This window comes from Mesorhizobium sp. B283B1A (assembly GCF_020165735.1).
Lineage (GTDB): Bacteria > Pseudomonadota > Alphaproteobacteria > Rhizobiales > Rhizobiaceae > Mesorhizobium > Mesorhizobium opportunistum.
In genome coordinates this window covers 54,087-79,310 of the sequence record NZ_JAIUIQ010000028.1, presented here as the reverse complement: position 1 = coordinate 79,310, position 25,224 = coordinate 54,087, and the positions used below count along the sequence as shown (strand labels likewise).

21 protein-coding genes are annotated in these 25,224 nt (G+C 62.9%); 6 read left to right on the top strand and 15 right to left on the bottom strand.

What is annotated here, in order from left to right; all coding sequences use genetic code 11:
- Positions 1–214 precede the first annotated feature (214 nt).
- The gene (gene rpmG / locus LB577_RS22555; protein ID WP_006201775.1) at positions 215–382 is read left to right on the top strand and encodes a 50S ribosomal protein L33; all 168 of its coding nucleotides are present in this window, start codon (positions 215–217) and stop codon (positions 380–382) included.
- Between the two features lie 91 nt (positions 383–473).
- Here rpmG and LB577_RS22550 read toward each other — a convergent pair whose 3' ends face one another.
- From LB577_RS22550 to LB577_RS22510, 9 genes are all read right to left on the bottom strand, one after another.
- Entirely contained in the window at positions 474–1,541 is a 1,068-nt protein-coding gene (locus tag LB577_RS22550; protein ID WP_224688501.1) for an ABC transporter ATP-binding protein, read from the bottom strand.
- 4 nt (positions 1,542–1,545) lie between these two features.
- Positions 1,546–2,394 (bottom strand): carbohydrate ABC transporter permease, encoded by an 849-nt coding sequence (locus LB577_RS22545; RefSeq protein WP_013895215.1) that lies wholly within the window; start codon positions 2,392–2,394, stop codon positions 1,546–1,548.
- A complete protein-coding gene (locus tag LB577_RS22540; RefSeq protein ID WP_224688500.1) occupies positions 2,394–3,317 on the bottom strand; it encodes a carbohydrate ABC transporter permease in 924 nt (307 codons plus the stop codon). Before LB577_RS22540 ends, LB577_RS22545 begins: the two co-directional genes overlap by 1 nt.
- 182 nt (positions 3,318–3,499) lie before the next feature.
- Entirely contained in the window at positions 3,500–4,777 is a 1,278-nt protein-coding gene (locus tag LB577_RS22535; protein ID WP_224688498.1) for an ABC transporter substrate-binding protein, read from the bottom strand.
- 2 nt (positions 4,778–4,779) lie between these two features.
- Positions 4,780–5,994, bottom strand: coding sequence for a PLP-dependent transferase (locus LB577_RS22530; RefSeq protein ID WP_224688495.1), 1,215 nt, complete (start codon positions 5,992–5,994; stop codon positions 4,780–4,782).
- Positions 5,991–6,725 (bottom strand): FadR/GntR family transcriptional regulator, encoded by a 735-nt coding sequence (locus tag LB577_RS22525; RefSeq protein WP_224688492.1) that lies wholly within the window; start codon positions 6,723–6,725, stop codon positions 5,991–5,993. The genes LB577_RS22530 and LB577_RS22525 overlap by 4 nt, the downstream gene beginning before the upstream one ends.
- 151 nt (positions 6,726–6,876) lie before the next feature.
- The gene (locus LB577_RS22520; RefSeq protein ID WP_249490899.1) at positions 6,877–8,292 is read right to left on the bottom strand and encodes an FAD-dependent monooxygenase; all 1,416 of its coding nucleotides are present in this window, start codon (positions 8,290–8,292) and stop codon (positions 6,877–6,879) included.
- 619 nt (positions 8,293–8,911) lie between these two features.
- On the bottom strand, positions 8,912–10,285 hold the full coding sequence (locus LB577_RS22515; protein WP_224688490.1) for a PleD family two-component system response regulator: 1,374 nt from the start codon (positions 10,283–10,285) through the stop codon (positions 8,912–8,914).
- 33 nt (positions 10,286–10,318) lie between these two features.
- Positions 10,319–10,690 carry a response regulator gene (locus LB577_RS22510; RefSeq protein WP_006334976.1) on the bottom strand — a complete coding sequence of 124 codons (372 nt, stop codon included), beginning with the start codon at positions 10,688–10,690 and terminating at the stop codon, positions 10,319–10,321.
- Positions 10,691–10,937: 247 nt separating this feature from the next.
- Between LB577_RS22510 and LB577_RS22505 the strand changes: the two genes are divergently transcribed.
- Positions 10,938–11,237: a DUF3572 domain-containing protein gene (locus LB577_RS22505; protein WP_013895207.1), complete on the top strand. Its 300-nt coding sequence runs from the start codon at positions 10,938–10,940 to the stop codon at positions 11,235–11,237.
- Positions 11,234–11,887, top strand: coding sequence for a DUF2608 domain-containing protein (locus tag LB577_RS22500; RefSeq protein WP_224688489.1), 654 nt, complete (start codon positions 11,234–11,236; stop codon positions 11,885–11,887). The genes LB577_RS22505 and LB577_RS22500 overlap by 4 nt, the downstream gene beginning before the upstream one ends.
- A 51-nt stretch (positions 11,888–11,938) precedes the next feature.
- On the opposite strand, the gene LB577_RS22495 is transcribed toward LB577_RS22500, so the two are convergent.
- Positions 11,939–13,468 carry a hypothetical protein gene (locus LB577_RS22495; protein ID WP_224688506.1) on the bottom strand — a complete coding sequence of 510 codons (1,530 nt, stop codon included), beginning with the start codon at positions 13,466–13,468 and terminating at the stop codon, positions 11,939–11,941.
- A gap of 92 nt (positions 13,469–13,560) precedes the next feature.
- Positions 13,561–14,148, bottom strand: a complete 588-nt coding sequence (locus LB577_RS22490; protein ID WP_224688488.1) for a GNAT family N-acetyltransferase — start codon at positions 14,146–14,148, stop codon at positions 13,561–13,563.
- A 66-nt stretch (positions 14,149–14,214) separates the two neighbouring features.
- Here LB577_RS22490 and LB577_RS22485 point away from each other — a divergent pair, with 66 nt between their 5' ends.
- Entirely contained in the window at positions 14,215–15,543 is a 1,329-nt protein-coding gene (locus LB577_RS22485) for a DNA polymerase IV (RefSeq protein ID WP_224688486.1), read from the top strand.
- Between the two features lie 24 nt (positions 15,544–15,567).
- On the opposite strand, the gene LB577_RS22480 is transcribed toward LB577_RS22485, so the two are convergent.
- Positions 15,568–16,074: a hypothetical protein gene (locus LB577_RS22480; protein WP_224688484.1), complete on the bottom strand. Its 507-nt coding sequence runs from the start codon at positions 16,072–16,074 to the stop codon at positions 15,568–15,570.
- A 194-nt stretch (positions 16,075–16,268) separates the two neighbouring features.
- Between LB577_RS22480 and LB577_RS22475 the strand changes: the two genes are divergently transcribed.
- Positions 16,269–17,150 carry a DMT family transporter gene (locus tag LB577_RS22475; RefSeq protein ID WP_224688482.1) on the top strand — a complete coding sequence of 294 codons (882 nt, stop codon included), beginning with the start codon at positions 16,269–16,271 and terminating at the stop codon, positions 17,148–17,150.
- A gap of 15 nt (positions 17,151–17,165) precedes the next feature.
- Here the strand turns inward: LB577_RS22475 and LB577_RS22470 are convergent, their stop codons facing one another.
- The 3 genes from LB577_RS22470 to LB577_RS22460 all read right to left on the bottom strand — a co-directional run bounded on the left by LB577_RS22470 (position 17,166) and on the right by LB577_RS22460 (position 23,838).
- Positions 17,166–17,969, bottom strand: coding sequence for a potassium channel family protein (locus LB577_RS22470; protein ID WP_224688503.1), 804 nt, complete (start codon positions 17,967–17,969; stop codon positions 17,166–17,168).
- Between the two features lie 64 nt (positions 17,970–18,033).
- Entirely contained in the window at positions 18,034–21,561 is a 3,528-nt protein-coding gene (dnaE, locus tag LB577_RS22465) for a DNA polymerase III subunit alpha (protein WP_224688480.1), read from the bottom strand.
- 264 nt (positions 21,562–21,825) lie between these two features.
- Entirely contained in the window at positions 21,826–23,838 is a 2,013-nt protein-coding gene (locus LB577_RS22460; protein ID WP_224688478.1) for an acetyl/propionyl/methylcrotonyl-CoA carboxylase subunit alpha, read from the bottom strand.
- A gap of 237 nt (positions 23,839–24,075) precedes the next feature.
- On the opposite strand from LB577_RS22460, the gene LB577_RS22455 reads away from it, so the two are divergent.
- A complete protein-coding gene (locus LB577_RS22455) occupies positions 24,076–25,203 on the top strand; it encodes an S-(hydroxymethyl)glutathione dehydrogenase/class III alcohol dehydrogenase (protein ID WP_224688476.1) in 1,128 nt (375 codons plus the stop codon).
- Positions 25,204–25,224 lie beyond the last annotated feature (21 nt).

The window sequence follows — 25,224 nt, the reverse complement described above, 5'->3', positions numbered from 1 at the left end:
CAGCTTGGCGCCGACGGCACTCCGTCACCCACCCCTCAACCGTCTCGGCGCTGCGCGCCGATCCACCTTCTCCCACAGGGGGAGAAGGAAGAGAGGGTATCGCCGGGCTTGACTTTCCGGGCACGTTCTTTACATGTCGCGCCAAGTTTCCCGCGTCCGGGTGTTTTCCCGTGCTCCAGCGGCCAAAACCCCACGAACATAACGGACTGATATCATGGCCAAAGCCGCAAACATCAAGATCAAGCTTCTGTCGACCGCCGACACCGGTTTCTTCTACGTGACCAGCAAGAACAGCCGCACCAAGACCGACAAGCTGTCGTTCCGTAAGTACGACCCGGTCGCCAAGAAGCACGTCGAATTCAAGGAAACCAAGATCAAGTAATCTGGGTTTTCCCTTTCTAGACGAAAACGCCGCCCACCGGGCGGCTTTTTTGTTCCAGAGATTGCAGGCCGAAATGCCCGGCCGAGTTCCTTCAACCGACGCGATCGCCGCTTTTCGGGTCGAACAGATGCAGCGCCGCCGGATCGGCCGCCAGCCGCACGGTGTCGCCAGGTTTCACGCCGGCACGGCCCATGGCAAAGACGCAAAGCTGCTGGTTGGCCAGCTTGACGTAGAACTGCGTCGACAGGCCGAGCGGTTCCACCACCCCCACCTCGCCTTGCAGCGCACCACCGTCGTCCAGCCTGATGTGCTCGGGCCGCAGACCGACGGTGATGGCATCGCCATCCCCGAGCGGCAGTCCGTCTGGCAGTCGCAGTGTCTGGCCGTCGGCCAGCACGGCGTCCGACTTCCCGTCCTTGCGGACCGTCGCCGGCAGGAAATTCATGCCCGGCGAGCCGATGAAACCGGCTACGAACATGTTGGCCGGGCGATCGTAGAGATCGAGCGGCGCCCCGACCTGCTGGATCAGCCCGTCATGCATGACCACGATGCGGTCGGCCATGGTCATCGCCTCGATCTGGTCGTGGGTGACGTAGACCGAGGTCGTCTTCAACTGCTGGTGCAGCGCCTTGATTTCGGCACGCATGTGGACGCGCAGCTTGGCGTCGAGGTTCGACAGCGGCTCGTCGAACAGGAAGACCTTGGGATCGCGCACGATGGCGCGGCCCATGGCAACGCGCTGGCGCTGGCCGCCGGACAATTGCCGCGGCAGGCGCTGCAGGAAAGTGTCCAACCCCAGCCGTTTGGCCGCGCCATCCACCCGCGCATCGATCGCCGGCTTCTCGGCTTTGCGCAGAATCAGGCTGAAGCCCATGTTCTTCGACACGTCCATGTGCGGATAGAGTGCGTAGGACTGGAACACCATAGCGATGTCGCGGTCCTTGGGGGCCACGTCGTTGACCAGCCGCTCGCCGATGCGGATCTCGCCGCCGGAAGCCTCCTCCAGCCCGGCGATCATCCGCAGCAAGGTTGACTTGCCGCAACCTGACGGCCCGACCAGGACAACGAATTCGCCATCGGCGATTTCAAGATCGACCGCATGCAGGACGCGGACGGCGCCATAATCCTTGCGGACTTTTTCGAGTGTAACAGAGGCCATCGATCTATCCTTTGACGGCGCCGGCGGTCAGGCCGGTGACGAGATAGCGTTGCAGGAAGGCGAAGAAGATGCAGACCGGGATCAGCGCCAGGATCGACGCCGCCATCATCTGCCCCCAGTCGACGGCGAACTTGCCGATGAAGGTCAGCAAGCCGACGGCAAAAGTCTTCTGGTCGTCGCTGGAAATCAGCATCAGGGCGAACAGAAGCTCGCTCCAGGCGGCGGTGAAGACGAAGCCCAGCGTCGCACCCATGCCGGGCAGCGTCAGCGGCACGATCACCTTGCGCATTGCCTGCGCTCGGGTACAGCCGTCGATCATCGCCGCTTCCTCCAAATCCTTGGGGATGCCGTCGAAGAAGGACTGCATCAGGAAGGTCGCGAACGCGGTGTTGAAAGCGGTGTAGATGATGATCAGCCCGGTCAGGCTGTTGATCAGGCCGATCTGCCCCATGACGCGGTAGATCGGCGGGATGACCATCACCAGCGGAAAGGTCTGGGTCAAAAGCAGCATCAGCGCCAGTGCCGCCTTGCCGCGAAAGGTGAAGCGCGACATGGCGTAGCCGGCGAGCGTCGCAATGACCGTCACCAGGGCTGCCGTCGATACCGAGACGATGACGCTGTTGAGGAAATAGCGCGGGAAATCGGTGGCTTCGAGCACGGTGACGAAATTCTGCAACGTCATTTGCGATGGCCAGAAGGTGATGCCTTCGGAATAGAGGAGCCGCTCCGGCGTGACCGATATCTTCAGCGTCCAGTAGATCGGGAACAGGGCGAAGATCACGTAAGCGGCGATGGCCGCGTAGAGGCCGATGCCGCCGAAGAAGCGTTGCGAGGCTGAGCGTCCTGCAATCATCAGACGTGCCTCACCAGTGTGCGGCGGATGGCGATCAGCGCGATAGCATAGGCAATGAGCAGGACAAGCAGCAGCACGGCCACCGCCGAGGCATAGCCCTTGTCCAGCGACTTGAAGGCGCTGACATAGATGTAGACCGGTACCGTGTTGGTCGAGCCGGCCGGACCGCCCTCGGTCATGACGAAGATCAGGTCGGCGAAGGTGGCGATCCAGATGGTGCGCAACATCACGGTGATGGCAATGGTCGGCGCCAGGAACGGCAATGTCACCTTGGTGAAGCGCTGCCAGGGCGAGGCGCCGTCGATCGCCGCCGCCTCATGCAGTTCCGACGGGATCGATTTCAGCGCCGCCAGCAAGGTAATGGCGAAGAACGGGATGCCGAACCAGATATTGGCGACGATCGGCCCCCACATCGCGGTCGAGGGATCGGACAGCACGTTGGTCGGCTCGGCCTTCAGCCCCAAGGCGAACAGCCAGTGCGGCAGCGGACCGATGATCGGGTTGAACAGCCAGGCCCATGTCAGGCCCGACAGGAAGGACGGCACCGCCCAGGGCAGGAAGACCAGCGCCTGCACCGCCTTGCGGCCCCGGAACGGCTTGTCGAGCAGCATCGCCAGGCCAAGGCCGAGGAAGAACTGGAAGAACAGGCTGGCGGCCGTCCACCACAGCGTGTTGACCAGCGCCTGCCCCAGCACCTGGTCCGACAGCATCGCCTGGTACTGGCCGAGCCCGACATATTCCGACTTGAAGGCGGAGAATTTACGGAACGAATAGCTGATGCCGATGACCAGCGGCACCAAAAGCACCACGACCAGCAGGATGATCGCCGGGCTGAGATAGAGCCAGGGCTCGATAGCGGCGTGCGACAGCCGCTTCCTTCGAGGCTTGCCGGCGGATCGTATTTCGGGAACGGCATAGGTCATTGGCTGAGGAACGGCTCCCTGGGCGGCGGCGGGGGACAGCGTCCTTCTCCCCATCTCTATACGGGGAGAAGATGCCGGCAGGCAGATGAGGGGCAGCGCAAAGTAGGCAGAACTACCGCCGCCCCTCATCCGTCACTTCGTGACACCTTCTCCCCGTGAACGGGGAGAAGGAAAGAACGCGCTTATTTCTTGTTCTTCGCCATCCAGTCCTGCTGTTCCTTGGTCAGGAAGGCAGCCCACTGGTCGGCGACATCCTTGGCGGTCTTCTGACCAAGCAGCACTTCCTGGAAATTTTTGATCGCCACCTGGTCGACGAAGTTGCCGAGGTTCTCCAGATGCGTCGGCGGCGTCACCATCTCATATTTAGAGCTGTCGCTGAGCTCCGTGAACCAGCCTTTGAACTGCTCGGTCTTGAAATGCGGATCCTGGTCGGCACCTTTGTGGATCGGGACGACGCCAACCTCCTTGGCCCATTCCAGATTGTCCTTCGGCGACAGCAGCGTCGACATCAGCTTCCAGGCGTCATCCTTGTGCTGGGAATTGGCGAACATCGCCCAGCCGGCATACCCCAGCGTCGGATAGGATTTGCCACTCGGCCCGACCGGCAGCGGCGCCACCGCGAAATCGTCGGCGCTCATCTTGTCGGCGATACCGAGCAGCGCGTCGGGATCCTGGTTGAGCATGGCGCAAGTGCCGGAATAGAAGCCGGTGACGGTCTCGTTGAAGCCCCAGCTCACCGCATCCTTCGGCGCCAGCCCGTCCTTGTACATGTCGGCCAGCATCTGCAGGCCCTTGACCGATCCCTCTTCGTTGATGGTCGAGGTGCCATCCTCGTTGAAGTAGCCACCCTTGCCTTGAGCGATGTTCATGAACATGTGCATGCCATTGAAGGCGCCCGGCCCGCCGCGCAGGCAGTAGCCGTATTTGCCTGGAATGGCGGAGATCTTCTTGGAGTCGGCGACGAATTCGTCGAGCGTCGCCGGCGGGCCGTCCAGACCTGCCTCCTTGAACAGCTTCTTGTTCCAGAACAGCGCGTTCACATAGTAGCCGTAGGGGATCATGAACTGGGTGTTGTTGACGGTCGAGCCGAACTGCTTGGCGCGGTCGCCCAGCGTCTTGGCGTCGTCCCATTTGGCCATATAAGGGCCGAGATCCTCGAGCTGGGCGTTATTGGCATAGAGGCCCATCCAGCGTTCCGGCATCTCGACCACGTCGGGCGTGTCGCCGGCCTGCACCATGGTCAGGAATTTTTCGAAGGCCTGGCCCCAGGGCAGCGAGATCAGCTCGACCTTGACGCCGGGATTGGCGGCTTCGAACTCTGCGATCTGCTTCTTCAGGAATTCGGTGCGCGGCGGGCTGGTGATGACTTCGACCATCTTCAGGGTCGAATCGGCCAGCGCGCCGCCGGCGGAAATCGCCAGCCCCGCAACGGTGGCAAGCATGACGGTCAGTTTTTTCATGTTCAAGACTCCCATTTTGAACCCGCTTGTTGTTTTCTGGCTTTTTCGAAGGCCTGGGCCACGTCGGCCCACAGGTCTTCGACACTTTCCAATCCGACATTGAAGCGGATGGTTCGGGGGCTGACGCCGAAGCGCGCCATCGAATTCAGTCCCGGCGTCTGTTCCAGCGACGCCTTGGCCGGCACGACCAAGCTCTCATGGCCGCCCCAGCTGACGCCGATGCGGAAAAACTTCAGCGCATCGACGAAGATCGGGATGTCGATATCCTCCGTCACCTCGAAGGAGAACAGGCCGGCATAGCCGGCCAGCGTCGCCTTGCCCGGATGGTTGGAATAGGCCGGATGGTTGACGCGTTCGACATTTCCATGCGCCTTCAGCCGGTCGGCGATGGTCAGGCCGCTCTTCATGTGGTGCGGCAGGCGCAGCGGCAGCGTGCGCAAGCCGCGCAGCAAAAGCCAAGCCTCGAACGGCGACAGCTTGCCGCCGAGATAGGAATAGGTCTGCTCGTTGATATGCTTGATGTGCGCGGCCGAACCCGCCACCACGCCGGCGACGGTGTCGCTGTGGCCGCCCAGATATTTCGAGGCCGAATGCAGGACGAGGTCGACGCCGTGCGAGATCGGCTTCTGGAACACCGGCGTCGCCCAGGAATTGTCGATGGTGGTGACGATGCCCTGCTCCCTGGCCAGCCGGGTCAGGTGCGGCAGGTCTTGCAGCTCGAACAGCATCGAGGTCGGACTTTCCAGATAAAGCAGTTTGGCGCCGGGCAGCGCCGCCGCAACGGCATCCGGATCGGATCCGTCGACGTAGTCGACCTTGATGTTGAGCCGCGGCAACAGCCGCTCGAACAGCCGGTAGGCATCGCCGTAGCAGTTGCGCACCGCTACGATGCGCTCGCCCGCGCCAACGAAGGCAAGCACCGTCGCGCTGATCGCCGCCATGCCGCTCGAAAAGCCGCGCGCCGCTTCCGCACCTTCAAGCGCCGCCACGCGTGCCTCGAACTCCATCACGGTCGGATTGTCGCCCCGCGAATAGATCGGCTGCTTTCGTTTGCCGGCAAAGGTATCGGCCATCTCGGCATAGTTGGCGAACGTGAACAGCGAAGTCTGGTAGATCGGCGGCACCACCGCGCCGCCCGGAAACGGCTCATCATGCGCCAGCAGCGTCGCGGCCTCGGCGAGATAGTCGTGATCGAAACCGGTCGGATGCTCGTTCATGTCTGGCTCGAAAGTTTGAGTTTGGCGGCACCGCGCTTCAGATCGTCCTCAACAGTAGCGATCAGCTTGAGCGCCTCGGCGCGGGCGCCCTGGGAATCGCCCGCGGCAATGCATTCGTAGATGGTGCGGTGATAGGGAAAGCTGGCGTGGCCGAAATCCCGCACGCCGAGCGGATGCTCCCAGAAGCGATGGAACAGCTCGTGCATGGCGGCGATGATCTGTTCGAACAGCGGATTACCTGAGACGCGGTAGATCGCCTGGTGGAATTCCCAGTCCTCTTCCGAGGACATGCCGTCGCGGGTGCGAAACGCCTGCTCCATAATGTCGAGCTTGCGCTCGATCTCGGCGATGTCGGACGGACTTGCGCGCTCGGCGCACAATGCGGCAGCCTCGGCCTCCAGCGCGCGGCGGATTTCCAGCGTCTGCATCAGGCTGGTGAAGTCGTTGCCGCCGGCAAACGTCAGCGGCATGTGCAGCATGTCGGGTGACACGGCCGCCTTCAGATAGGTGCCGCTGCCTTGCCGGCGTTCGACGAGGCCGAGCCCCTCCCACCGCGTCAGCGCCTCGCGCACCGTGTTGCGGCTGACCTTGAGCCGTTCGGCCAAGATACGCTCGGTCGGAAGCCGCTCGCCCGGCTGCAGGGCCTCGGCACGAACAAAGCCCACCAACGCCTTCAGCACGGCGTCATCGCGCGCCGTCGTCTGAATGGGTGGCAGGCTGTTCTGGTCCACGACTACTCCAAGTGGTCCAATGGTCCAACCAATTCTGCACAGACAGCAACTCCTGTCAATCGGTTGTCAGGAGGTGCTCGCCTCATCGCGTTTAAGGTCGCGAAGCAGGTGCGTTTCACGAGGTCGCGCCAACGAGCTTCGATCGTACGTGCTAATTGGCCGGCGGCCCGAACCAAGTGGCTAGCGCATCAGCCAATCCCTGCTCGGTTCCAACCCCAACCCAGGCCACATATCCATCGGGCCGGATCAAAACGGCATCTGGTGCGGCGACCGCCCCAAGCGCTGGGAGTTCCCAGTCGCCGTCATAGGCTGCCTCGACCTGCCGGACCCGATCCGCCCAGGGCGCGATGTCCAGCCTGCCCGACCCGCCAAAATTGATCAGCACCGGTCGCGCATCGTGCAGCAAGGAGAATACCCGCAACGGGCCGCCGGCGGTCGCCAGATCGAGGTCGGGCATGCGCCGCCCAAGCAAGGGATGCCCCTCGCCGAGATCGTAATGAACGCCCAGGCCCGACATTTCCGCGGCGATCCGTTTGCGGGGCTCGTCTATCGCGAGAAGCTCGGTGACGATATCGCCCAAAGCGTCAGTACGGTCATCCGTGCGACGAAGCGCGACCTGCGCCATTGTGTTGCGCAGGACGCGGGCGGCAATCGGGTGGCGCTCGGCGTGGTAGCTGTCGAGCAGGCTTTCCGGTGAGGTTCCCTTGACCACCTGGGCCAGCTTCCACCCCAGATTGACCGCGTCCTGCACGCCGATATTGAGCCCCTGCCCGCCCATCGGGGGATGGATATGCGCGGCATCACCGGCCAGCAGCACGCGCCTGTCGCGGTAAGCCGCGGCCTGACGTGCCATGTCGGTGAACCTGGATATCCAAGTCGGACTGTGGGCGCCGTAATCGGTGCCGTAGATGGCTGTGAGTGCCTCACGGAATTCGCGCAGCGTCGGCTCGCCGCCGGCAGTCAGTTGCCGCTCGGTCAGAACGACACCTACCCGACCGCCTTCCTCGATCTTGCCTATCGCATGAATTCCGCAGGCGTCGCTGCGAAAGCCCAATGGCGGTTCCCTGGACATCTCGACCTCGGCGATCATCCAGCTCATCGTCGGATCCCATCCGGCGAACTCGATACCCGCCGCCTTGCGGATCGTGCTGCGTCCTCCGTCGCATCCGACGAGGTACTGCGCCCTTATCCGTCGGCCACCGGACAGCTCCAGGTCGACACCGTCATCATCCTGCGCAAAACCGGTGACTTCCTGTCCGCGATAGATCGGCACCTCTAACTCTGCGACCCAGTCGGCCAATATCCGCTCGATATGGTTTTGCCGCAGCGCCAGCAGATGATTGTGCCGGCTGGGAAAGTCGCTGATGTCCAAGCGGATCATGTGGAAGCCGACGGTCGGGAAGCACTGCCCCTGCGAGAGGAACCGATCGGCAATTCCGCGCTGATCGAGAACCTCGATCGTGCGTGCGTGCAGACCACCCGCGCGCAAACCGATCAGCTGCTGGGTCGGGCGCCGTTCGACAATGGCGACGTCGATGCCCGCTAGCGCCAGTTCACCCGCCAGCATCAGCCCGGTCGGGCCGCCTCCGGCAATCACCACCGCATAATCGCGAAGCGATCCGTCTGTCGGTACAAGCATTCTCGTCACTCCCGTTTCCATTGGCTTGCGCCGGGGTTTTACGGGAGGAACGGGGCCTTGAAGCAAGCCCCTTGTGCGCCATATGTATGAAATGGAGAGGCAAGGACTCTCCCTCCCCTTCGTGAACGGCGTAAGATCCTCGCATTGCCGCGTGGCAGTGCGCCACAAGCGATTAAGCCCTCACGGTCCAGGAAGCGTCGAGATTTTTCGTCGCAAAAAACCCCGAAACGTCCGAGGCTTGGCGCAGAGTCCTGATGTCATTTTCAGGAAGGGGGCCGGTCGGCGTTTGGCAGCGGTACGAGGAGGCCACTATTTGCCAGCGCCGGCCGGCCGACCCCACGGACCCAGGAGATGCGGCGGACCTGAGCATCATGGGGTATTCTGGGGATCGAGCCGGCTATCTATCCTCGCGCCGGCTTCGTCTTGACCAGCACACTTGCGCAAGAGCTTATGAAAATCAACACTTTCTTAACCAACGCTCGGAAATCGCTTGGATTAAGGTAAACAGGTAACCCTGTCGGGTTGACTGGATAATCGGGCCTTGGCGCTACGCCGCCTTGGCGACGACGCGGTTGCGGCCGCCGCTCTTGGCTTCATAGAGCGCGAGATCGGCGCGCTTCATCAGCGCCGCCACCGTATCCACCCCCTTTAGAACCGACGACACGCCAACGCTGACCGTGACCTCGATCGTCTTGCCGTCGGCGTTGATGGAAAACGGCTGTTGGGCGATTTCAGCGCGGATGCGTTCGGCCACCTTCTCGGCCACGGCGCCTTCGGTATCCGGCATCACCACCACGAACTCCTCGCCGCCGAACCGGCAGGCAAGGTCGATGCCGCGAACGTTCTTGCGCAGCCGCCGCGCGAACTCCCGCAGCACCTCGTCGCCGCCGTCATGGCCATGCGTGTCGTTGATCGCCTTGAAGCGGTCGAGATCGGTGATCATCACCGAAAGCGGCCGGCGCCGCGCCACGGCGCGGTCGAACAGCGTCTGCAGATGGCTGTCGAGATAGCGGCGGTTGTGCAGCCCGGTCAGGCCGTCGGTCACCGCCATTTCGATGGTCTGGGTGACACTAGCGCGCAATTGGTCGTTGTAGCGCTTGCGGCGCACCTGGGTGCGCAGCCGCGCCGTCAGCTCCTGCTGGTCGATCGGCCGCATCAGGTAGTCGTTGATGCCGAGCTCGAGGCCACGGATGATGCGCTCCTCCTCGCCCTCCTCCGCCAAAAGGATGATCGGCACAAAACGGGTGCGGTCGAGCGAACGCAGCTGCGAGCAGAGCCTGAGCGGGTCGAAATCGGCGAACGCCGTCGAGATCATCACGCATTCATAGGGTGTCTCGGCAGCCTGGAAGAAACCGGCATGCGGATCGCTGGTGACGTCGAGGTCGGCGCGGTCGCGCAGCATCTTCTGGACGCGCTCGACGGACGATTTGCGTTCGTCGATCAAAAGCACTTTCGGCACCGTGTCCTCGGAGGCGAAATTGCGGCTGAGCAGTTCCTCGATGCCGATGTTGCGCGTCGTCGAGGCGCGCAGCCTGAGTTCGTCGGTCAGCGATTTCAGCCGGACCAGGCTTTTGACGCGCGTCATCAGCTGCAGGTCGTTGACCGGCTTGGTCAGGAAGTCGTCGGCGCCGGCCTCGAGCCCGCGCACGCGGTCGGAAACCTGGTCGAGCGCGGTGATCATCACCACCGGGATGTGCGACGTCGCCGGATCGCTCTTCAACCGGCGGCAGACCTCGAACCCGTCCATGTCGGGCATCATCACGTCGAGCAGCACGACGTCGACCTTGCCGTTCTCGCAGGTCTCGATCGCATCGGGCCCGTTGGTGGCGGTCAGCACCTCGAAATACTCGGCCAGCAGCCGGACCTCCAGCAGCCTCACATTGGCAGGGATGTCGTCGACGACGAGGATCCGCGCGGTCATTTCATCAGGCTCCGGCTCGGCTGGAAGGGCGCATCAGGCATCGCCCAGGTAGGATTTGATGGTTTCGATGAAACGCGGCACCGAGATCGGCTTCGAAATATAGGCCTCGCAGCCGCCCTGGCGGATGCGCTCTTCGTCGCCCTTCATGGCGAAGGCGGTCACGGCGATGACCGGGATGACATGCAAATCGTCGTCTTCCTTCAGCCATTTGGTCACTTCCAGTCCCGACACTTCAGGCAATTGGATGTCCATCAGGATGAGATCCGGCCGATGCTGGCGCGCCAGGTCGAGGGCCTCCAGACCGTTGCGGGTGCGCACTGTCTCGTAGCCGCTTGCTTCTATGAGGTCCCGAAAGAGCTTCATGTTGAGCTCATTGTCCTCGACGATCATGACCTTCTTAGGCATCGACATCCCGTCTCGGCCGTCCCTCCGCTCGAAGGCGGCCGTCATGCGAACTTCCCTTGAACGCACCAAACCCTGCTTCACTATACGGCAATATGATTGACGAAACGGAAACCCTCGGGCTGCAAAGCGTCGCGAATTCCACCTCGCCTCCCGCACGTCCAAAAGGCGCGCCGCGCTGTAAAGGCTTGCCGCAAGCAGATCTTGCCATTACTGCGGGAGAGACTCATTCCACACACCGAAGGTAGTGATGGCAAACGCGGCGTCAATGCGCGAAGAGGCTGAAACCATTGCCGTCAAGGCACTGGGCTTCGTCGCCTCCGATCCGGAGCTGTTGCCGCGTTTCCTGGCGATCACCGGGATAGAGGCGCATTCGATCCGCCGGGCCGCCGGCGAGCCGGGTTTTCTGGCCGGCGTCCTGCAGTTCATTCTCGCCCACGAGCCGACCCTGATGCGCTTTGCCGAGGAAACCGGCACGCCGCCGGCAGCCGTCGGCAAGGCATTGCGGGCGCTGCCGCTCGGCGACGACAATCACGAGCATTCCATATGAGCGACGATCCGGAGACCGCGCGCCAGATCGAGGAGCTGGCGGCCGACGACAGGCCATTGCTGGTGCTCGATGTCGACGATGTGGTGCTCGAATTCATCCGGCCCTTCCCGGACTTCCTCAAGTCGCGCGGTTACGGCCTGACGCTGGCCTCCTTCCGCCTGACCGGCAACATTGCCGAAACCGCCAGCGGCCGGCTGATCGAACAGCGCGAGGTCACGGCGCTTCTGAGCGACTTCTTCGACGCGCAGGCCGATTGGCAGAGCATCACAGATGGCGCGGCGGAAGCCTTGGCGGGGCTTGGCGGCCGCGCGGAAATTATCCTCTTGACCGCCATGCCGCACAGGCATCGCGCCGTGCGCCGGGCCCATCTCGATACCCTTGGGCTAGGCTATCCGCTGTTGACCACCGAGATGGCCAAAGGACCGGCAGTGGCCATGTTGCGCGGCAACAGCGGCCGGCCGGTGGTCTTCGTCGACGATCAGCCGCACAATCTGGCGTCGGTGCGGGAAGCGGTGGCCGACGCGGATCTTTTCCACTTGATGGCCGACAATTCGCTGCGCGCGTTCCTGCCGCCGGTCGCGAACGACGTCATCGTCGTGCAGGACTGGCGCGAAGCCGCGCCCAAGATCGCGGGCGCGCTGGGGCTCTGAGGCAATTCCAGACGGAAAAACTTTTCCTGGAATTACTCGAGGGCCGAACCTTCAAGGATTCAGCTTCGCCCCCGATCCGCCATTGTCGCCGCCGCTGTCGTCGTCCTCACCATCACCATCGTCGACGCTGTCGTCCACCGCCGGATCGGCGGGCTTCAACATCACACCATTGACGGTGACCGAGCCGTCGGCCTTTGTGCTGACAACCCATTCCAACTTGCCGTCCGGCAGCGTCTTGGCAAACCCTTTCACGACGAGAGCCATAGGCACGTACTGCGCCACCTCGGGTTCGGACTTTGCCGCCTCCTGCAGGCCGGCCACGATCTTGTCGAAGCCGGCGACATCGACCGTGAGATTTGCGTCGGGTTTCTGGCCGAAGCTCGTCATCTCGCCTTCGAGCGCGATCTCCATGTCCTTGTTCTTCACGACGCTGTGGCCGATGACCACCTTCGGCGTCTTGGCCAGGAAGTCGGCCTTGAGCTGGTCGCCGAACTCGGCCGGCAGCGGCGGATCCTGATTGAGATCAAAGGTTTCGATCGCCTTCTTCGCCATGCTGTCGAGATCGATGTTGGCGCCGCCGAAATTCAGGTCGATATCGGTGGGCAACAATGCCACGCTCCAGCTCGGTAAAAGCTGCTGCGGCACCGTCAGCCCCGACGCCTTGATGCCGTAGCTGATCGCGCCGTTTTGCGAAACGCCGTCACTGCCGAACGCGGTGCTGAGCTGGGTCGCCCCGAACGTGCCGATCGGGCTGTCGACCGCGAAATCCTTGAAGCCATAGGTGCCGTCGATGCGCTCCCACACCGGAAGCGCGGCGAGCAGAAGCGACTTGAGTTGCGCCTGGTTTGCCTTCAGCGACTTCTCGTCCTCATTGGCCACGGCAAACGCCAGGAGGTCGAGCAACGGCTTGGTCTGCACGCCCTTGCCGCTGGCCTCCACGGAGAACTCCGGCGATTTCACGGTGACCGGAAAATTCAGCCCACTGTCGGGATCATTGAATTTTATCGCCTCGACGAAGTTCGACATTTTCTGTGAGGTCGTGAAATCGACGCCGCCATTGGCAGCCTTGGTGGCCGCCAGGGTCGCGGTGCCGGCACCGGCGCTGACGTCCATCTGCTGCTTGGCATCCTTCGATGTCATCGTCATGCCTGCTATCGAACTGACGCCGCTGATGAAGGCCGCCAGGCCGGGGTCATAGACGCCGGAGCCCTTGCCGTCCTTGATCGACAACTGCGTGCTTTGCAGCCCTTCGGGCCCCTTGAATTCGAAGGACGCGCTTTGCGAAAAATCCATCGAAACATCCCAGGTCCCGTCGCTGCGCGGCTTGACCAGCAGCGCGTAGGGCGCGAAGTCGAACTTCACCAGCTTCTGGTCAGGAAAACTCCCGGCAAGCGCCTTGAAATCGAACACGATCTTGTAGGCATCGCCTTCGGCCGAGACCTTCAGGATTCCCTTGTCGAGTGCCTGCTTGCCGACATAGCGGGACAGGTCATTGGACAATTGCTTCGCGCCCTGGCTGTCGACGGTCTGACCGAAAGCGGGCGCGCTGAGCAGGAGCGCGGTGAAGGCAACTGGCAACATACGGTTCACGGGAATTCCCCTCTGGTCAAAAAGGCAAAATCGCTTCGTACTTCTGGTAGGGAAATACCATCGCAACTGCAAGACGACGATGGTCAGGCGCGGGGCCCCAGGACCAGCCGCATCAATGGCCGGCCGGCCTTGCGCTCGACGAGCCTCTCGAACCCGGCCTTCTCGAAGACCCGCGACGAGCCGACGAACAGCCCGAGCGAACGCGAATCGCGGGACAGGTCTATTGGACACGCCTCGACAAGCCGTGCGCCATTCCCCCGGGCAAACTCGACGCCGCCTTCGACTAGCCGGTGCGTGATGCCTCTGCCGCGCGCCTTGGAGCGGATGAAAAAGCACGAGATCGCCCAGACGGCCGGATCGGCAGCGTCGGCGGGATCGATCGGCGCCGAGCCCCTGCCCTTGTTGTTCCATTCGGGCACGTCGGCGCGCGGCCCGATCTGCATCCAGCCAACCGCCTTGCCGTCCTCGAAGGCCAGCAGGCCCGGCGGCGGACCGGCTTCGATGCGTGCCTTGATGTGGTCCTTGTTGCGTTCACGGCTGCTCTCGTGCCGCGCTGCCGGCGCCAGCCGGAAATGCGTGCACCAGCAGCCGTAGCAGGCGCCTTGCTTGCCGAAAAGATCCTCGAAATCAGGCCAGAGCTCAGGCGCCAGCGGCACTATGGTCGTGCTCATACGGTTCTCCCCAGGCCAAGCTTGTGGCTGGCCTTGCACTGTCGTACCATTGCTTCTGTTCTCTTTATGTTCGCAGCGATGGCGGCTTCTGTCAACAATCCCGATCACGGTTTTTGTCGTGACTGCCTGACGTTTCAGCGCAGTGAAACGCGCCGCTGCGAACACTGCGGCAGCCCTCGCCTTGCCCGCCATCCAGAACTTTACCGGCTGCATCTCGCCCATATCGATTGCGATGCCTTCTATGCGGCGGTCGAGAAGCGCGACAACCCGGCGCTCAAGGACAAGCCGCTGATCATCGGCGGCGGCAAGCGCGGGGTGGTCTCCACCGCATGCTACATCGCCCGCATCCGGGGCGTGCGCTCGGCAATGCCGATGTTCAAGGCGCTCGAGGCCTGCCCCGAAGCTGTCGTGATCCCGCCCAACATGGAGAAATACGTTCGTGTCGGCCGCGAGGTGCGCGCCATGATGCAGGCGTTGACGCCGCTGGTCGAGCCGCTGTCGATCGACGAGGCATTCCTCGATCTCTCCGGCACCGAACGGCTGCACGGCCGGCCGCCGGCGGTGGTGCTGGCGCGCTTTGCGCTGGCCGTCGAGAAGGAGATCGGCATCACCGTCTCGGCCGGCCTCTCCTACTGCAAGTTCCTCGCCAAGATCGCGTCGGACTTCCGCAAGCCGCGCGGCTTTTCGATCATCGGCGAGGCCGAGGCGGTGGGCTTCCTGGCCGTGCAGCCGGTGACCATGATCTGGGGCGTCGGCAAGGCGTTCAACGCCACGCTGGAGCGCGACGGCATCCGCACCATTGGCCAGCTTCAGAAGATGGAACGCGCCGACCTGATGCGCCGCTACGGTACGATGGGTGACCGGCTCTACCGGCTTTCGCGCGGCGAGGACGTGCGCCGCGTCGAGCCCGACCAGGACGCCAAGAGCGTCTCGGCCGAAACCACCTTCGACACCGACATCGCATCGCTGGAGGAGCTCGTCTCCGTGCTGAGAGGCCTTTCGGAGAAGGTCTCGGCGCGGCTGAAAAAATCAGGCATCGCCGGACGCACCGTGGTGCTGAAGCTGAAGACCCAGGATTTCAAGCTACGCACGCGCAACCGCCAGCTCGGCGATCCGACCAGGCTGGCGGATCGCATCTTTTCGACCGGCGTAGAGCTTCTGCGCAAGGAAACCGACGGAACGAAATTCCGATTGCTCGGCATCGGCGTCAGCGACCTCTCCGACGACGACAAGGCCGACCCGCCGGATCTGGTCGACCTCCAGTCGCGCAAACGCGCCATGGCCGAGGGCGCCATCGATGCCTTGCGCGACAAGTTCGGCCGCAAGGCGGTGGAAACCGGTTATACATTCGGCAAAGGGCGAGATGCCCATCCACCGGAGGCGTTAGAGGAATGACGCTACCCCCTTGTGCGTCGAGAATCAGGTACGCCTCAGATCGATCCGGCTCGTCACGATGCTCTTGCCCGTCTTGGGGTCGGTGTCGACGACCGTCAGCCGAATGCCGTTCTCGCCCGTCTTCTCGACCTTCATCTGCGCCTTTCGATCGCCGTTGACTTCCTTTGCCCAGCGAATGCCGAGATTGATCGCGTTGCCCGAGCGGCTGCCGTTGAGCTGTGCCGGCCCAGTCCGGGACCCGACATAGGTCCCGCTGTATTTCGCGCCGGCGGCCTTCAGGTCCGCGCTGATGGCACGCGTCACCACAATGAGCCCGCGGCAATTGCCGTCGAGCGCCAGTGACGTCGATGTCGCGTTCGATTTGAATGTACAGGACACGTTCACCGTCGGCGCGTCGGTGGTGACCTTGACGATACCTTTGCCGGCGAAATTGCCCTTGAATGACTGCAGGAACTTGGCCTCGTCGGCATGTGCCGTACCGGTCGCAGCCAGAAGACATCCGGCAAGCGCGAATTGCGCGAATGATCTCATCGGAACTCTCCTTGTCGAAATTGGAGGGCAAAACGTCTTGCGAAGCACGGCCGAATATCGGGACTCAACGCCTCTTGCCGTATCAGGTTCCGCCCGCAACATGACCGTTTTGCAATGCTGCCCATTGCAACTGGCCCAGAAGAATGGAGCAACTAGCGATTGCTCCAAAAGCCGCGCCCTGCGACATAGCCGGCATGTCACCTGCCCCCTCCATTTCAAAGGCCGCTTTCTGGATGGCCCTGTCGATCGCCTCGTTCCTGGCGATGTCGGTGGCCGGCCGCGCCACGACGGCCGAACTCAATGTCTTCCAGGTGCTGGAACTGCGCTCGGTGATCGGCTTCTTCATCCTCCTGCCGCTGGTGCTGACCAGCGGCGGCTTTGCGGCGATGCGCACCCAGCGCCCCCTCGCCCATATCGCGCGCAACGTCATCCATTATACCGGGCAGGCTGCATGGCTCTACGCCTTGACCTTGATTCCGCTGGCGGTGCTGATTTCGATCGAATTCACGACACCGATCTGGACGGCGATCCTGGCGGTGACATTTCTCGGCGAAAGACTGAGCCGTCCGAAACTCGCGGCTGTCGTTCTCGGGCTGATCGGGGTGGTGGTCATCGTGCGTCCAGGCGTAGGCTCGGTTGATCCGGGACATCTGGTCGTGCTGGGCGCCGCGGTCTGCTTCGGCATTTCGGTGGTCCTGGTCAAATCGCTGACGCGAACCGACAGCGTCGTGCGTATCATCTTCTGGATGCTGATCATCCAATCGGTGGTTGGCCTCGTTCCGGCTCTTTATGAATGGTGCAACCCACCGCTGGAGCTTTGGCCATGGATCGTGCTGATCGCCTTCACCGGCATGTCGTCGCATTTCTGCATGGCCCGCGCGCTCACCTATGCCGACGCGACCGTCATTTCGCCGATGGATTTTCTGCGCGTGCCGTTGTCGGCGCTCGTCGGCTGGCTGCTTTACCAGGAGCAGATCGACGCCTTCACCGCGGGCGGCGCGCTGCTGATCCTGATGGGCAACCTGCTCAACCTGCAGCGCAGGCCGGTAAAGCCGGCTGAAGTGGCGGCATCGTAACGCCGGCCAATACACCTAGTCGCCTTCGTTCGGGATGTTGAGGATATGACCGCAGGCCTTGCAGTGCACCGCATCCGGTTCATGCCGTTGCAATCCGCATTGCGGGCAGGGAAAGAACACTTTCGCGGGTCGAAAAATCGCCTGCGCCAGCCTGACGAACAGCGATATGCCGATGATCATGGTGACGATCGCCGTCAGCTTGCCGGCTATGCCAGGCAGCACGATGTCGCCGAAACCGGTCGTCGTCACTGTCGCGACGGTGAAATAAAGCGCGTCGATGTAGTTCTCCAGCCCGGCTCCGTTGCGGAAAAAGAACGTGTAGACGAAGCCGGTGATGACGAAAAGAAACGTCAAGAGGTTGATGACCGCGTGGCTCGCCTCGCGCCACGGGCGCAAACCACGCATCTCGAAATGCCGCCAGATAGAACCGCTGCGCGACAGTGACCACAGCCGCAGGATGCGCAGAAAGCCGAGACTGGCGAGCGCCGTCGGCATCAGCAGCGTCAGAAGGATGAAGGCGTCCACCCAGAAGGTCGGCTGCTTCATTAGGCGCAGCATGTCGTTGGAAGCCAGCAGCCTGGCGGTCAGATCGGCGGCAACGAGGGCCGCCACGGCATAGTCCAGCCACAGAAACGAGGCCGTCTGCTGGATGACCGGCGTGGCGATGAAGAAGGCGATGATGGCGAAATCGATGATGACAGCCGCCAGCTGGAACCGGAAAGCGGCCGGCGTGCGCCCATGATAGAGCTTGCGCAGCGTGTTGCGCAGCCGCGCCAGCCCGGAAAGGTCTCGCGATGCGCCCTTGTCCGCGGTCTTCATGCCGATCGCGGTGATGTGGCCAGCCAATGCTGCCTGGCGCGCGCCCGCCTTGCAAAGGCGGCGATCACACCAGCTCCACTTCGACCACGCCGGGCACGGCGCGCATCGCCGAGGCGATCTGCGGAGAGACGCGGTAGCCGCCCTGCAAGGCAATCTCGACCTCGCCCTGCGCCTCGTCCTTGATGACGATGATGCTCACCTGGCTTTCGCCGCGCTGAGTGAGCTGGGACTGGATCATCGAGGCAGGCCCATCGTTCCTGACGAAAATGCGCAGCGCCTTCTGGATACGGCTAGCCTCGTCCTCCAGGGATTGCACGGAATTGATGCGCAAATTGACACCCTCGGGCCTGTCCTCCGCCGCGACGGTGATGACGACGGAGCGGCCGGCTTCCAGGAGGTCGCGATATTGCGCCAGCCCTTCCGAAAACAGCACGGCCTCGTATTGGCCTGACGTATCAGAGAAGGCCACGACGCCCATCTTGTTGCCGGTGCGGGTCTTGCGCTCCTGCTTGCTGGTCACCGTGCCGGCAAGCCGGCCGGCGGTGGCGCCACGCTTGACGGCGGCCGAAAATTCGGCCCAGTTCTGCACCCGCATCTTCTGCAAGGCAGCCTTGTATTCGTCGAGCGGATGGGCCGAAAGATAAAAGCCGACAACCTGGAATTCGCGATGCAGGCGGTCGGCAGCGAGCCACGGATCCGTCGCCGGCAGGTTGAGCGCCTGCGACTGCGCCCCGAGCGAGGCGCCGAAAATATCGGCCTGGCCTGAAACGGCGTTCTGCTGGGCAAGCGAGGCCAGCCCCATCATCCGTTCGACGCCGGCCAGCATCGCTGCACGGTCGTGGCCGAAACAATCGAGCGCGCCGGCCATGATCAGGCTTTCGAAAACCCGCTTGCCGACGATCTTGGGGTCGACCCGCTCGCAGAAGTCGGCAAGGTTCTTGAAGGGTTTTTCACCGCGCACGGCAACGATGTGTTCGACCGCCGCGTCGCCGACGCCCTTGAGCGCGGCCATCGAATAATAGATGCGGTTCTCGCCGACCTCGAAAGCGCGGAAGCTGGTCATCACCGACGGCGCCAGAACCTCGATGCCCAGGCGCAGCGCATCCTGGCGGAAGTCGGCGAGCTTGTCGGTGTTGCCCATGTCGAGCGTCATCGACGCCGCCAGGAACTCGACCGGATAATGCGCCTTGAGATAGGCGGTCTGGTACGAGACGACGGCGTAGGCCGCGGCGTGCGACTTGTTGAAACCATAGTCGGCGAACTTGGCCAACAGGTCGAAAATGAAGTCGGCTTGCGGTTTTGCCACGCCGCGATCGACCGCGCCGGTGACGAAGCGCTCGCGCTGCTTGTCCATCTCGGCGCGGATCTTCTTGCCCATGGCGCGGCGCAGAAGATCGGCTTCGCCGAGCGAATAGCCCGACAGCTCCTGCGCGATCTGCATGACCTGTTCCTGGTAGACGATGACGCCTTGCGTCTCCTTCACCAGATGATCGATCTTGGGGTGGATCGACGCCATCTCCTCCTCGCCATGCTTTCTGGCGTTGTAGGTCGGGATGTTCTCCATCGGGCCCGGACGGTAGAGCGCGACCAGGGCGATGATGTCCTCGATGCAGTCGGGCCGCATGCCGATCAACGCCTTGCGCATGCCCGCGCTTTCCACCTGGAACACGCCGACCACCTCGCCGCGCGACAGCATGGAGTAGGTGTCGGGATCGTCGAGCGGGATTGTCGCCAGGTCGATGTCGATGCCGCGGCGGCGGATCAGCTTCACCGCCGTCTCCAGCACCGTCAGCGTCTTCAGGCCGAGGAAGTCGAACTTCACCAGCCCGGCCTGCTCGACATATTTCATATTGAACTGGGTGACCGGCATGTCCGAGCGCGGATCGCGGTACATAGGCACCAGCTCCGACAAAGGCCTGTCGCCGATGACGATGCCGGCGGCGTGGGTCGAGGCGTGGCGATAGAGACCCTCCAGCTTCTGCGCCATGTCGAGCAGCGTCTGGACGATCGGTTCCTTCTCGGCCTCTTCTGCGAAGCGAGGTTCGTTGGCTATGGCATCGGCGAGTTTGACGGGATTGGCCGGGTTCTGCGGCACCATCTTGGACAACTTGTCGACCTGGCCGTAAGGCATCTGCAGCACGCGGCCGACGTCGCGCAGCACCGCGCGGGCCTGCAGCGTACCGAAGGTGATGATCTGGCCGACCTGGTCGCGGCCGTACTTCTGCTGGACGTAGCGGATCACCTCCTCGCGGCGATCCTGGCAGAAGTCGATGTCGAAGTCGGGCATCGACACGCGATCCGGATTGAGGAAGCGTTCGAACAGCAGCGAGAAGCGCAACGGGTCGATGTCGGTGATGGTCGTCGAATAGGCGACCAGCGAGCCAGCGCCCGACCCACGGCCCGGCCCGACCGGAATGCCTTGCGCCTTGGCCCATTTGATGAAATCGGCAACGATCAGGAAATAGCCCGGGAATTTCATCTTCTCGATGATGCCGAGCTCGAATTCGAGCCGCTCGCGATATTGCTCGACTGTGTAGCCAGGCGTCGGTCCGTGCAGGGCAAGCCGGGCGTCCAGCCCCTCGCGCGCCTGGCGGGCCAATTCCTCGGCCTCGGCCTTTTCGGCGGCGTCCTTGTCGGTGGTATCGCCGCCGGTGAAGCGCGGCAGGATCGGGCTGCGGGTTTTTGGATAATAGGAACAGCGCAGCGCGATCTCGACCGTATTGTCTATCGCTTCCGGCAGGTCGGCGAACAGCTTTGCCATGTCGGCCTGGCTGCGCAGGAAATTGTCGGGCGACAGCCGGCGGCGGGTGTCGACGGCGACCACCGAGCCCTCGGCGATCGCAATCAGCGCATCGTGTGCCTCATAATCGTCGCGCGAGGAGAAAAAGGCCTCGTTGGTGGCGACAAGCGGAAGTTCGTGCGCGTAGGCGAGCTCGATCGTCGAGTGCTCGATGACCCTGTCATAGCCGGCAACCCGGTCCAGCTCGACATAGAGACGGTCGCCGAACAGCGTTTTCAAGGTCAATAGCCGCGTCTCGGCCAGGTCGCGGCGATCCTCTTTCAACGCATTGCCGATCGGGCCGCGCGGCCCGCCGCTGAGGCAGATCAGCCCGTCGGTCTGCCCGGCCAGGGTCTCGGTGGTCAGGTGTACCGCCTCGCCGGGCGGTGTTTCCAGGTAGACGCCGCTGACAAGCCGGACCAGATTGGAATAGCCCGCTTCGGTCGCGGCGAGCAGCACGACCGGCCGCATTTCCGGGCCTTGCCGCCGGCGGTCGCGCTGGCCGTCGGTGTTCTCGCCGGAGAAAGCGAGCGCGACCTGGCAGCCGATGATCGGCTGGATGCCGTCCTTCACCGCCTTCTGTGCAAATTCGAGCGCGCCGAACAGATTATTGGTATCGGTGACGGCGATAGCCGGCGCTTCGTCCGTCACGGCGTGACCGACGATCTTGCCGATCTGAAGCGCGCCTTCCAGCAGGGAATAGGCCGAATGCACGCGCAGATGGACGAACGGCCGCGCCGGCACCTCCGGCCGCGCGGCCGCAATCGCGGCTTCGCGCTTCAGGGGGTCGCGTGGAAGTCTCTCATCCGCCATGGTTTCTCGCGCTGCCTAAGGTTTTGAGTCGATGGAGATGTATTGTCCGGGACAGGGCGATACCAGTCCAGCACAAACGACCGCCGGCCACAGGCTTCCTTTGCCCTGCCCGACCCACGCAGAGATTGTTTCGAATTTCGCTCTGGCGAGTCATATGATGGTGGTTTCGAGAACCGGAGCGGAATGGACATTTGGGTCCATGAGCACCGGAAGCGCAGAAAACGCCTTCAGATGACCGCGAGAGTAGAATTTCCAAACAATCTCTCAGGCGAATTCCATGATCACCGCATCCACCGCCAGGCTGTCGCCCGGCTTGGCGTTGAGTTTCGACACGACGAGATCGCGCTCGGCGCGCAGCACGTTTTCCATCTTCATCGCCTCGACCACCGCCAAAGTCTCGCCGGTCTTGACCTCCTGGCCTTCGGCAACGGCGATCGACACGACAAGGCCGGGCATCGGGCAAAGCAGCAGTTTCGATGTGTCCGGCACCACTTTCTCCGGCATCAGTCTTTCGAGTTCGGCCGTGCGTGGCAGCATGGCGCGCGCCGTCACCGACATGCCCTTCCAGGCGACGCGATGGCCGTTGGCGACCGCTCGGATCTGGGCTGCGACTTTCTGTTTGCCGACTGTGCCGCGCCAGATCAGGTCGCCCGGCCGCCAGTCGGATGAAACGGTCAGCACCTTGCCGCCGTCGATCGACAGGTCGATTTCCATCGGGATCGAAATCATGCCTTCGAGGATGGATGCTTGGAGATACTCCTCGCCGATCTTCACCACCCAGTCGCGCTTGAGCGCCCCCGAATGCGGTGCCAGCCGCCCGCCCAGCCGGTCGAGCCGGTCGCGGCGCAACAACTCCACCGCGGTGACGATCGAGGCCAGCACCGCCTTTTCTTCGCTGTTCGGCACCACGGGTGCAAACCCGTCGGGATATTCCTCGGCGATGAAGCCAGTCGATATCGCCCCTTCCCGCCAGCGCGGATGCTGCATCAGGGCGGCCAGGAACGGAATATTGTGCTCGATGCCGTCGACCACGAAGCTGTCGAGCGCTTCCGACATGGCGTCGATCGCCGCGAGCCGCGTCGGCGCCCAGGTGCACAGCTTGGCGAGCATCGGATCGTAGAACATCGAAATCTCCGAGCCTTCGGTGACGCCGGTGTCGTTGCGGATGACGATGTCGCCGAATTTCCCCTCCTCCGGCGGCCGATAGCGCGTCAGCCGGCCGATCGAGGGCAGGAAGTTGCGGTACGGGTCCTCGGCGTAGAGCCGGCTTTCCACTGCCCAGCCGTTCAACTTGATATCGCCTTGCTTCAAGGCGAGCTTTTCGCCAGCGGCGACGCGGATCATCTGTTCGACCAGATCGATCCCCGTGACGAGTTCCGTCACGGGATGCTCGACCTGCAATCGTGTATTCATTTCAAGGAAATAGAAGTTCTTATCCTTGTCGACGATGAACTCGACCGTGCCGGCGCTCTGATAGTCGACCGCCTTGGCCAATGCCACCGACTGCTCGCCCATCGCCTTCCTGGTTTTGGCGTCGAGAAACGGCGACGGCGCCTCCTCGGCGACCTTCTGGTTGCGGCGCTGGATCGAACACTCGCGTTCGCCGAGATGGAGCGCGTTGCCATGCGCGTCGGCCAGCACCTGGATCTCGATGTGGCGCGGATCGACGACGAATTTTTCGATGAACACGCGGTCGTCGCCGAACGAACTCTTGGCCTCCGAACGTGCCCGGTCAAAACCATCGCGCACTTCCGACCGGTCCCAGGCGATGCGCATACCCTTGCCGCCGCCGCCGGCCGAGGCCTTGATCATCACGGGATAGCCGATCTCGCCGGCGATTTTTTCTGCATGGTCGGCATTCTCGATGACGCCGAGCCAGCCGGGGACCGTCGAAACCTTGGCGGCGTTGGCGAACTTCTTTGATTCGATCTTGTCGCCCATCGCCTTGATGGCTTTGGGTTTCGGGCCGATGAAGACGATGCCTTCCGCTTCCAGCGCCTCGCAGAATGCAGCGCGTTCCGAGAGGAAACCGTAGCCGGGATGCACGGCCTGAGCGCCCGTTTCCTTGCAGGCGGCGATGATCTTTTCAGGCACGAGATAGCTTTGCGCGGCGGGTGACGGCCCGATATGCACCGCCTCGTCTGCCATCTCGACATGCACGGCGTCGCGATCGGCATCGGAATAGACGGCGACCGTGGCAATGCCCATCTTGCGCGCCGTCTTGATGACGCGGCAGGCAATCTCGCCGCGGTTGGCGATCAGGATCTTCGTGAACATGCGCGCGACATTCCCCTCCGGACGAAGGTTCAGTTCTATGGATTATGTGGCCATCTCTCAAGTGCCGGGGTGGGCGACACGCAGGTCGCGCACTCGAAGCCCTCCAGCGTTGCGTCGGGGCGCTCACGGATGTGCTGTCTGCGTCATGAAAGCCGACATTTCGTCTCATCTGACAGTTGATGAGCAGGCCAAAACCTGAAAGCTTGGGCGCAAAATTCGCATTGGAGGAGCTGCCCCATGAAAACGCGCGCCGCAGTCGCTGTTGCCGCCGGAAAGCCGCTGGAGATCATGGAGGTCGACCTCGACGGTCCGCGCGAGGGCGAGGTGCTGGTCGAGATCAAGGCGACCGGCATTTGCCACACCGACGAGTTCACGCTGTCGGGCGCCGATCCCGAAGGCCTGTTTCCGGCCATCCTCGGCCATGAAGGCGCCGGCGTCGTGGTCGATGTCGGCAAAGGCGTCACCTCGGTCAAGAAGGGTGACCACGTCATCCCGCTCTATACGCCCGAATGCCGCCAGTGCCCGTCCTGCCTGTCGAGGAAAACCAATCTGTGCACCGCCATCCGCGCCACGCAGGGGCAAGGATTGATGCCGGACGGCTCGTCGCGTTTCTCGCTCGGCAAGGACAAGCTCTTCCACTATATGGGCTGCTCGACCTTCTCCAATTTCACGGTCTTGCCCGAGATCGCGGTGGCAAAAGTCAATCCGGACGCTCCCTTCGACAAGATCTGCTACATCGGCTGCGGGGTGACGACAGGCATCGGTGCTGTGATCAACACGGCCAAGGTCGAGCAAGGCGCCACGGCGATAGTCTTCGGCCTCGGCGGCATCGGTTTGAATGTCATCCAGGGCCTGAAACTGGCCGGCGCCGACATGATCATCGGCGTCGACCTGAACAACGACAAGAAGGAGTGGGGCGAGCGCTTCGGCATGACGCATTTCGTCAATCCGAAGGAGATCGACGGCGACATCGTCCCTCACCTCGTCAACATGACCAAGCGCGGCGCCGACCAGATCGGTGGCGCCGACTACACCTTCGACTGCACCGGCAACACCAAGGTGATGCGTCAGGCACTGGAAGCCTCGCATCGCGGCTGGGGCAAGTCGGTGGTCATCGGCGTCGCCGGCGCCGGCCAGGAGATCTCGACCCGGCCATTCCAACTGGTCACCGGCCGCACCTGGATGGGCACCGCCTTCGGCGGCGCGCGGGGCCGCACTGACGTGCCAAAAATCGTCGACTGGTACATGGACGGCAAGATCCAGATCGACCCGATGATCACCCACACGCTGAAGCTGGAAGACATCAACAAGGGTTTTGACCTCATGCATGAGGGCAAGTCGATCCGCAGCGTCGTCGTTTACTGAGGAGAAGAAAGCCGCCGACCG